The organism is Aureimonas frigidaquae, assembly GCF_001463905.1.
Classification (GTDB): Bacteria; Pseudomonadota; Alphaproteobacteria; order Rhizobiales; family Rhizobiaceae; genus Aureimonas; species Aureimonas frigidaquae.
The window spans coordinates 63,297-72,698 of the sequence record NZ_BBWR01000007.1; the positions used below are offsets into that span (position 1 = coordinate 63,297).

The window sequence follows — 9,402 nt, forward strand, 5'->3', positions numbered from 1 at the left end:
TTAGGCTGGATACCGTCCGCGTTCCAGACGGAACCGCCACCCATCCGTCAGGCCGCCAGCGGCCCGAGGCCGAGATCGGCCCGCCGCGGCAGGTCGGCGCCGCGCCGCGAGCAGGTGATGGCCGCCGCACGAATGGCAAAGCCGATCACGGCCTCGACATCGCCGACCGACATGGCATCCACGGCGGCGCGGCTCAGATTGCCGTCTTCCTTCAAGCGGGCCAGGGTGGCGGCCTGGAACGTATCGCCCGCGCCGACCGTGTCGACCACGGTCACGGGCAGGCCCGGCACCTGGACCACATGGCCGCCGCTCGTCGTGGCAAGGGCTCCGTTCTCTCCGCGCGTGATGACGGCGAGGGCTGGCCCGGACGCGATCCAGTCCGACAGGACGCTGTCCAGCGAACGGCCGGGATAGATCTGCTGAAGGTCTTCCTCGCTCGCCTTGATGAGCGTCGCCTTGGGCAGCGTGCGGGCCACGCGGTCCCGCCAGATGTCGAGATCCGGCTCCACCGAGGCGCGGATGTTGGGATCGTAGCTGATGAACCGCCGGCCGGATTCCTGGCCGATCAGGTGCAGCAGCGCCGAGGCCGTGGGTTCCGACACGGTCGAGTAGGACGAGATGTGGATGGCGTCGAGCTCGTCCGGGAAATGCTCCGGCACATCGGCCACCTCGACCGAGCGGTCGGCGGTGCCCTCGATGTAGAAGTCGTAATTGGGCGTGCCTTCCGGCGTGAGCGACACGATGGCAAGGGTGGTGGCACGGTTCGTGGGGATCAGGAACCGCTCGTCGATCCCTTCCGCCTTCATGAAGGCGCGAATCCGCCGGCCGAAGAGATCGCCCGACATCTTGCTGAAGAAGGCGCTCGCATGGCCGAGCCGCGACAGGCCGAGCGCCACGTTCAGCGTGGAGCCGCCGACGCGTCCCTCCAGCGCCACCGAGGCAGGATCGCCCCCCTCGGACTTTTCGAACATGTCGAAAAGCGCATCACCGCAACTCAGGAACATGGAACCCCCAACAGCCCGACCAATCCTTCATGGCCTAGCAAAATCGGCGCGGATGGGAAATGCCTTGAGGCGCCGTTGCACAGGCTGCTAAGCGGTGTCGCCGGGCAGCGCCAAAGGCAGCGCCAAGGGATGCAGAGGACAGGCCGTTGAACGATCCCATCATCATCGACGTCACGCGCGGCAGCCTTGTGGAAAGCCGGCACCGCGTGCATGCGGCCGTGGTCGAGGCCGACGGAGCCTGCGCCTTCCAGGCCGGCGATATTGCGGCGGCGGTTTTTCCGCGTTCGGCCGTCAAGGTGCTGCAGGCCCTGCCTTTGATCGAGACCGGGGCTGCGGATGCCGCCAACCTGTCCCCGGCCGAACTTGCGCTGGCCTGTGCATCCCATTCCGGCACGCAAGACCATGTCAGCGCTGTCCGGGCCATGCTGGCCAAGGGCGGGCTGACCGGCGCCGAGCTGGAATGCGGCTGCCATTGGCCCTTCGATCTGAAAGTGGCGCTCGATCTTGCCCGCGCCGACGGCACGCCCACGCCGCTGCACAACAACTGCTCGGGCAAGCATGCCGGCTTCCTGTGCACGGCCGTCCATATGGGTGAGGAGACGGCCGGCTATGTGCGCGCCACCCATCCGGTCCAGGAGCGCGCCCGCCGTGCCATCCAAGAGACGATCGGCGCCGAGCTTTCGAGCGATGCCTGCGGCATCGACGGCTGTTCGATCCCGACCTATGCCGCGCCGCTCGAAGCCTTTGCGCGCGGCTTCGCACGGCTGGCGACCGGAGAGGGCGTGGATGGCGAGCGCGCGCGCGCCGGGCGCCGCCTGATCGATGCCTGCATGGCCCACCCCTTCGAGATGTCGGGCCCCGGCCGGGCCTGCCTGAAGCTGATCGAGGCGGGGCAGGGCCGCGTCTTCGCCAAGACGGGCGCCGAGGGCGTGTTCTGCGGCGCGGTGCCGGAGCTCGGCTTCGGCTTTGCCCTGAAGGCGGAAGACGGGGCCACGCGCGCTGCGGAAAGCGCCGTCGCGGCGCTCCTGGCCGCCATGCTGCGGAAGGTCGATGCGGAGCTGGCGGCGCGTTACGACGAAATGTCGCGTGCGCCCTTGCGCAACTGGGAAAAGATGGCGGTGGGCGAAGTGCGGCCGGCACGGGCGTTGAACCTGCGCTGACGCGGAAGACGCCGGCAGCCGGCAACACGAAATCTCGCCTTTACGTGATCCGCCAGACCTTTAATATGGCGTGCGAGTGGGCACCTATAGCGGGATGTCGCGTGGACGGGTCCACGTGCATTTTGAAATGGGAGTAACGATATGGCTTGGAACAAACCTTCGATCGTCGAAGTCTGCGTTGCAATGGAAATCAACGGCTATATGCCGATCGAATTCTGATTGCCGGAGCAGTCTGAGAGCCGCGGGCGGCTTGACGGCCGCCTGCGGTTGACGATTCTGGGGGCCGCTGCCGGCGGTGGTTTCCCCCAGTGGAACTGCCATTGCGACATTTGCCGGCTGGCCTGGAACGGCGATGCGCGCGTCAGCGCGCGGACGCAATCATCCATCGCCGTCACCGGTGACGGGGTGCACTGGCTTCTCGTCAACGCTTCGCCCGATCTGCGCAAGCAGATCCTGTCGACGCCCGAACTCGCCGCCGGCCGCCATCTTGGCCCCGACGACAGGCGGGGTTCGCCCATCGCCGCCGTTCTGGTGACCAATGGCGACGTGGATCATGTGGCCGGGCTGCTCACGTTGCGCGAACGCCAGGCCCTGACCCTCTACGGCACCGCAGGAGTGCTCGACGTGATCGACGCCAATCCGATCTTCAACGTTCTGGCCCGGGACGCGGTCGCCCGCGTGGCGGTGCCGTCCGGCACGCCCTTCGAGCCGGTGCCGGGGCTTGAGGTCGAATTGTTTCCCGTGCCGGGCAAGGTGCCGCTCTATCTGGAGGGCGACGTCGTGGATGTCGGCGCCATGGGCGATATGACGACGGGCATCCGCCTGACGGCTGGGGGCCGCACGGCCTATTACATTCCGGGCTGCGCCGCTGTGGACGACAGGCTGCGCGACAGGCTGCGCGATGCCGATCTGCTCCTGTTCGACGGCACCGTCTTCACGGATGATGAAATGGCCGCGGCCGGCGTCGGCGCCAAGACCGGGCGCCGCATGGGCCATGTCCCGATCAGCGGTGCGGGCGGCAGCCTCGACGCCTTCAGCGACCTGTCCATCGGTGCGCGGGTCTATGTTCACATCAACAACACCAATCCGATCCTGGTGGAGGGCTCGGCCGAGCGCGATTGCGTGGAGGCAGAGGGATGGATGGTGGCGCATGACGGGCTGGAGCTCGTCCCATGACGGCCCTGCTCGACCCGCATGAATTCGAGGCTGCGCTGCGCCAGATCGGCGCGGAGCGCTACCACAACCTGCACCCTTTCCATAAACTCCTGCATGGGGGCCATCTGACCCGTGAGCAGGTGCAGGCCTGGGCCCTGAACCGCTATTACTACCAGTCGAAGATCCCGGTGAAGGATGCGCTCATCCTGAGCCGCCTGGACAGCCCCGAATTGCGGCGCGAATGGCGGCGGCGCATCATCGATCACGATGGCGATGGGACGGAGCCCGGCGGCATCGAAAAGTGGATCGCGCTCGGAACGGGCGTCGGGCTGGACCGAGGCTACGTCATCTCCGGGAAGGGCATTCTGCCGGCCACCCGTTTCGCGGTGGATGCCTATGTGCATTTCGTGGCCGAGCGCAGCCTGCTGGAGGCCGTGGCATCGTCCCTGACCGAGCTCTTTTCCCCCAATGTGATCGGCGAGCGGGTGGCCGGCATGCTCGCGCATTACCCCTTCGTCACCCCTGCGACGCTCGCCTATTTCGACAAGCGGCCGGTGCAGGCCAAGCAGGATTCCGATTTCGCCCTGCGCTACTGCATCGACAATGCGCGCCGGCCGGAAGACCAGGAGGCGGTGCTGGACGCGCTGCGTTTCAAGTGCGACGTCTTGTGGGCGCAGCTCGACGCCTTGTACTTCGCCTATGTCGAGCCGGGGCTGACCCCGCCGCAGGCCTGGCGGCCGGGCGAGGGCCAGGCCGGGGGAGATCGGGCATGAGCGCGCTGCCCGGCACGCGCGTGCCCCGCTTTCCGCATGGCGTGCGCTTCCGCGAGGACAAGACACGCGGCCGCTTCATCCTGGTCGGGCCCGAGCGCATCTTCGAGGCCGATGGCGTGGCGACGGAAATCCTGAAACGGGTGGACGGCCAGCGTTCGCTCGATGCCATCATCGGCGAACTCGTCGAAGCCTTCGCGGCCGATGACGCAACGATCCGCCCCGATGTCGAGGCCTTCCTGGCAGACCTCGAGCAAAAGCAGCTGGTGCTCCTATGAACGAGATGCCCCATCCGCGCCCCGTCCCCGCGCAGCCGCCTGCGGCGCCGGCGCCGATCGGCCTTCTGGCGGAGCTGACGCATCGGTGCCCGCTGCGCTGCACCTATTGCTCCAACCCGCTGGAGCTCGAAACACGCTCGTCGGAACTGTCGAGCGACGACTGGAAGCGCGTCTTCGACCAGGCGGCAGAGATGGGTGTCATTCACGTCCACCTGTCGGGCGGGGAGCCCACCGCGCGCCGCGATATCGTGGAACTGACGCGGCATGCGGCGGCCGCGGGGCTCTACACCAACCTCATCACCTCCGGCATCGCCGTATCGGACGCCATGCTGGATGCGCTGCTGGAGGCGGGGCTCGACCATATCCAGCTGTCGATGCAAGGCGCAGATGCACAGGTGACCGAACACGTCGGCGGCATGAAGGGCGCTTATGAGCGCAAAGAGGCCTTTGCCGGCGCGGTGGTGGCACGCGGCTTTCCGCTGACCCTGAATGCGGTGATCCACCGGCAGAACATCCACCAGGTGCCGGCCATGATCGAGAAGGCCGTCCATCTGGGTGCCAAGCGGCTCGAAGTGGCCCATACGCAATATTACGGCTGGGCCCTGCGCAACCGGGCACAGCTCATGCCCCGCCGGGAGGATGTCGACCGCACCATCGAGGAGATCACGCAGGCGCGCGAACGGCTACAGGGCAAGCTCGCCATCGATGCGGTGTTTCCCGACTATTATGCGCGCTACCCCAAGCTCTGCAACGGGGGCTGGGGCCTGCGCACCTTCAGCGTGACGCCGTCGGGCACCATGCTGCCGTGCCATGCCGCGCAGACGCTGCACCATCTGGAATTCTGGTCCGTGCGCGATCATGCGCTGGCCGATATCTGGGAGCGCTCACCCGGCTTTGCCGCCTATCGCGGGACAGGCTGGATGAAGGAGCCCTGCGCAAGCTGCGAGCGCAAGACGGTGGACCTCGGCGGTTGCCGCTGCCAGGCGCTGGCCTTGACGGGCGATGCCGCCAATGCCGATCCGGTCTGCGTCAAATCGAGCTTCCACGACATGGTGGCCGGGCTTGCGGTGACGGAATCCGCCGTCGCCGACCCGCGGCCGGCGACGTACCGCCAGTTTTCCAAGGGCGAGGCTGCCGGCTAGAGCCACTTCTTGTAGCGGAAGAAGGCCAGCGGCAGCACGGCCGAGATGATCATGCCGGCCAGTGCCAGCGGGTAGCCAAGGCTCCAGTCGAGTTCCGGCATGTCGTGGAAGTTCATGCCGTAGATGGATGCGATGAGCGTCGGCGGCATGAAGCCCACCGCCGCCACCGAGAAGATTTTGATGATGGCGTTCTGCTCGATGGAGATCATGCCGACGGACGTGTCCAGAAGGAAGCTCGTCTTGTTGTTCAGGAAGGCGGCGAAGTCGTTCAGCGACTGCACGTCGCGCGACATGGCCTTGATGCGGGTCCGCAGCTCCTTGGGCGCCTTGCGCCTGTCGAAGGCGAGCTGCGCGAAGGGCAGCATGCGGTCGAAGGTAGCCAGCGCTTCCCGCGTGCGGGAGGCAAGGTCCGCGCAACGGCCGATCTGCCGCAGCATGTCCTTGTAGGTGGCGCTGGCGATGGGCGCGCGCTGCTCGGACGACTGGAAGATATCCCGCGCCGTGTGGTCGAGATCGGTCGCCGTGCCCTCCAGGAGATCGGCCACGCGATCCACCACGGCTTCGAGAAGCCCCAGGAAGATCACCTCCGCGCGCGGGGGCTTGGGGCCGCGCCGCGGCTTGGCATTGGGTGCTTCCGATCCGGTCGGATCGCCCGGCTCGGCATGTGCCTCCGGCGCCGCGCCCCCGGCGCTCTCCCCGGCGGTCACGACGTCCGGCACGACGTCAGGCACGATGTCCGGCCTTGGCATGGTCTCGGGCGCGGCGCGGGCGGCTTTGGCCGGAGGGCGCTGGGGCAGCGGCAGATCGTGCGACAGGGGCTCGCGGCACAGCTTGGCGGCGTAGAGTTCGAAACTCTTGGGCTCGCTGTAGCGCAGCGTGACGAGGGTCGCCCCCGACAGGATGAAGACCACGGGCGCGAAATGCGCGACGCCCGTCGACTGGCGTCCATGCGGCAGGACGATGGTCATGAAGTCGGCGCCGTCTTCGGAGTAGAGCCGGCTCGACACCTCGATCTCTCGCATTTCCTCCGGGGTCGGCACGTCGATGCCCAAATGGTGCTCGATGGCTCCGACCTCTTCCTGCGTGGGGTCGAGAAGGTCGAGCCAGATGGCCGCCTGTGGAAATTCAGCGCCATGGGACGTCACGGGGCGCATGCGCCCCTCGGAAAAGACGTAGGACAGGATCATCGGATCAGCGCCGGTCAGGCGAACTGGGCGAGGGCCGGCACCGATGCGATGGCCCGGTCCACCGTTTCGTCGCCGGCATGTTCGCGCGCAGCAGTCACCAGCGTTTCGGCGATGTCGCGGATCTGGCCCATATCGAGACCGAGGCCCATCAGCCGGGCGCCCAGTGTCATGATGCCGCCGCTGCCGTCATATCCGCTCGCCGAACCGAGCGCATCGGCCGCGCCGGGCGTTGCGGCGATCATGGAGTCGATCGAGTCGTCCTCGCTCTCGACCTGCATGTAGGCCAGGATATAGCCTACCGCCTGCCGGGCGTTCGCTTCGGAGATTTCGGAGGCGGCTGCTATACGTAAGAAGAGGTCGTCCATGGCGGTCGTCCTGGTATTGTACCATCATCCGGCGGCCGCCGGGCGCGGCGGGACCATGGCAAAGCCCGGGGGCAAGGGCAAGCGGAGGGTTTGAGAAATGGAAGAGGAAGGCCAGCTCCTTCTCGGAGCCAGCGTCGCCGATGGCACGCCCGTGCCCGAGTATCTGGCGTTGCGTTACGCCAATCGCCACGGGCTGGTGACGGGCGCGACGGGCACCGGCAAGACGGTGACCCTCCAGGTCCTGGCGGAGGCCTTTTCCAATGCGGGCGTGCCCGTCTTCTGCGCCGACGTGAAGGGCGATCTGTCGGGCCTTGCCCTGCGGGGCGAGCCGAAGGACTTCCTCGTCAAGCGGGCGGAGGAGATCGGGCTGTCGCCCTATGTGAACGACTACGTGCCGACGATCTTCTGGGACCTTTTTGCTGAAAAGGGCCATCCGGTCCGCACGACGGTATCGGAGATGGGGCCGCTGCTCCTGTCGCGCCTGATGGATCTGACGGATGCCCAGGAAGGCGTTCTCAACATTGCCTTCCGCATTGCCGACGAACAGGGGCTCCTGCTCCTGGACCTGAAGGATCTGCAGGCCATGCTGGCGCATGTCGCGGGCGAGGCCGATGCCATATCGGCCCGTTACGGCAATGTCGCCAAGGCCTCGGTCGGCGCCATCCAGCGCCAGCTCCTCGTCCTGGAAAATCAGGGCGCGGCCAACTTTTTCGGCGAGCCGGCCCTGTCGATCGACGATCTGATACGCACCGACCGCGAGGGGCGGGGCTATGTCAGCGTCCTGTCCGCCGACCGCCTGATGCGCAGCCCCCGGCTCTATGCGACCTTCCTGCTCTGGCTCCTGTCGGAACTCTTCGAGGAACTGCCGGAAGTCGGCGATGCCGAGAAGCCCAAGCTCGTCTTCTTCTTCGACGAGGCGCATCTTCTGTTCGACGATGCGCCCAAGGCGCTGGTCGACCGGATCGAGCAGGTGGTGAAGCTGATCCGTTCCAAGGGCGTCGGCGTCTACTTCGTCACGCAGAACCCGATGGACGTTCCCGAATCGGTGCTGGCGCAGCTCGGCAACCGGGTGCAGCATGCGCTGCGCGCCTATACCCCGCGTGAGGAAAAGGCCGTGCGCACCGCGGCCGATACGTTTCGACCCAATCCCGCCTTCGATACGTTCGCGGCCATCACGCAGCTCGGCGTCGGCGAAGCGCTCGTTTCTACCCTCGGCAAGGGGGGCGTTCCGACCATCGTACAGCGCTGCCTGATCCGCCCGCCGGCCGGCCGGCTCGGCCCGATCGAGGGTGCCGAACGCCGCCAGATCATGGCGGCAAGCCCTGTGCTGGGCCGTTACGACACACCGGTGGATCGGGAATCGGCCTTCGAAATCCTGGCCGCACGGACCGCCGAGCGCGAGGAACTCGCCATGCGCGAGAAACAGGCCGAGGCAGAGCGGCGCATCCCCGTGCCGAGCCTGCCGCCGCAAGGGGGGCAGACGACTGCGCCCCGGACGCGGACGGCGTCCGGCTACCAGCGCCAATCCGTGACCGAGGCGATCATGAAGTCGGTCGGCCGTACCGTCGCCACCCAGGTGACCAACGCGGTGCTGCGCGGCATCCTGGGTGGGTTCAAACGCGGCCGCTGATCAGACGGTGACGCCGCCGCTCGCCTGATTGACGATGACGGTCGCGCCATCCTGCGCGCGATCGTAGAGATCGATGATGTCGTGGTTCATGAAGCGCACACAGCCCGAGGAAACCGCCTTGCCGATCGTCCACCATTCCGGCGTTCCGTGCAGGCGGTACAGCGTGTCGCGGCCGTCCTGGAACAGATAGAGCGCACGGGCACCGAGCGGGTTCGTCAGGCCGGGCTCCATTCCCGTGCGATAGACTTCCAGCTCCGGCTGGCGGGCGATCATTTCCGACGGCGGTGTCCAACGCGGCCAGCGTCGCTTGTACTGGACGCGCGCCCGGCCGTCCCAGGAGAAGCCCTGGCGGCCGATGCCCACGCCGTAGCGCATGGCCGTTCCGCCCGGCTGGACCAGATAGGCGAAGCGCGACGGCGTATCGATGATGATCGTTCCGGGCGCCTCGGGGCCGTTATAGGCGACCTCACGCCGCAGGAACTGCGGATCCATCCGGTTGAGATCGATGGCGGGGATGGTGAACTCGCCGTCGTTGATCACCCCGTAGGCGGCTGCATATTCGGGCGGGATGTTGCCCCGGCTCGGCGTGGCATCGGCGATGCTGGCGCGGTTGGTCGTGGTGCAGCCCGCAAGAGCAAGTGCTGCACCCGCGCCGAGGCCCGCCAGAAGATGGCGCCGCGACAGCGTCGAGCTTGCGATGGTTTGGGTCAT

General features: G+C 67.1%; 9 protein-coding genes and 1 pseudogene. 6 read left to right on the forward strand and 4 right to left on the reverse strand.

The window, feature by feature from the left end; genetic code table 11:
• Positions 1–47 precede the first annotated feature (47 nt).
• Positions 48–1,004 (reverse strand): carbohydrate kinase family protein, encoded by a 957-nt coding sequence (locus AUL30_RS07575; RefSeq protein WP_062227269.1) that lies wholly within the window; start codon positions 1,002–1,004, stop codon positions 48–50.
• Between the two features lie 146 nt (positions 1,005–1,150).
• Between AUL30_RS07575 and AUL30_RS07580 the strand changes: the two genes are divergently transcribed.
• From AUL30_RS07580 to pqqE, 5 genes and pseudogenes are all read left to right on the forward strand, one after another.
• Positions 1,151–2,164 (forward strand): asparaginase, encoded by a 1,014-nt coding sequence (locus AUL30_RS07580; protein ID WP_062227270.1) that lies wholly within the window; start codon positions 1,151–1,153, stop codon positions 2,162–2,164.
• A gap of 141 nt (positions 2,165–2,305) precedes the next feature.
• Positions 2,306–2,383: a pyrroloquinoline quinone precursor peptide PqqA gene (pqqA, locus tag AUL30_RS20275; RefSeq protein WP_083507769.1), complete on the forward strand. Its 78-nt coding sequence runs from the start codon at positions 2,306–2,308 to the stop codon at positions 2,381–2,383.
• A 42-nt stretch (positions 2,384–2,425) separates the two neighbouring features.
• The gene (gene pqqB / locus AUL30_RS07585) at positions 2,426–3,340 is read left to right on the forward strand and encodes a pyrroloquinoline quinone biosynthesis protein PqqB (RefSeq protein WP_062227380.1); all 915 of its coding nucleotides are present in this window, start codon (positions 2,426–2,428) and stop codon (positions 3,338–3,340) included.
• A pseudogene (pqqC, locus tag AUL30_RS07590) lies at positions 3,337–4,367 on the forward strand (pyrroloquinoline-quinone synthase PqqC). The gene pqqB and the pseudogene pqqC overlap by 4 nt, the downstream one beginning before the upstream one ends.
• A gap of 5 nt (positions 4,368–4,372) precedes the next feature.
• Positions 4,373–5,509 carry a pyrroloquinoline quinone biosynthesis protein PqqE gene (gene pqqE / locus AUL30_RS07600; RefSeq protein WP_083507770.1) on the forward strand — a complete coding sequence of 379 codons (1,137 nt, stop codon included), beginning with the start codon at positions 4,373–4,375 and terminating at the stop codon, positions 5,507–5,509.
• Here pqqE and AUL30_RS20065 read toward each other — a convergent pair.
• The gene (locus AUL30_RS20065) at positions 5,506–6,696 is read right to left on the reverse strand and encodes a magnesium transporter CorA family protein (protein ID WP_062227274.1); all 1,191 of its coding nucleotides are present in this window, start codon (positions 6,694–6,696) and stop codon (positions 5,506–5,508) included. The genes pqqE and AUL30_RS20065 overlap by 4 nt on opposite strands.
• A 14-nt stretch (positions 6,697–6,710) precedes the next feature.
• Positions 6,711–7,061 (reverse strand): hypothetical protein, encoded by a 351-nt coding sequence (locus tag AUL30_RS07610; protein ID WP_062227275.1) that lies wholly within the window; start codon positions 7,059–7,061, stop codon positions 6,711–6,713.
• A 97-nt stretch (positions 7,062–7,158) separates the two neighbouring features.
• Between AUL30_RS07610 and AUL30_RS07615 the strand changes: the two genes are divergently transcribed.
• The gene (locus AUL30_RS07615) at positions 7,159–8,691 is read left to right on the forward strand and encodes a helicase HerA-like C-terminal domain-containing protein (RefSeq protein WP_062227276.1); all 1,533 of its coding nucleotides are present in this window, start codon (positions 7,159–7,161) and stop codon (positions 8,689–8,691) included.
• On the opposite strand, the gene AUL30_RS07620 is transcribed toward AUL30_RS07615, so the two are convergent.
• A complete protein-coding gene (locus tag AUL30_RS07620; protein ID WP_157069984.1) occupies positions 8,692–9,402 on the reverse strand; it encodes a L,D-transpeptidase in 711 nt (236 codons plus the stop codon).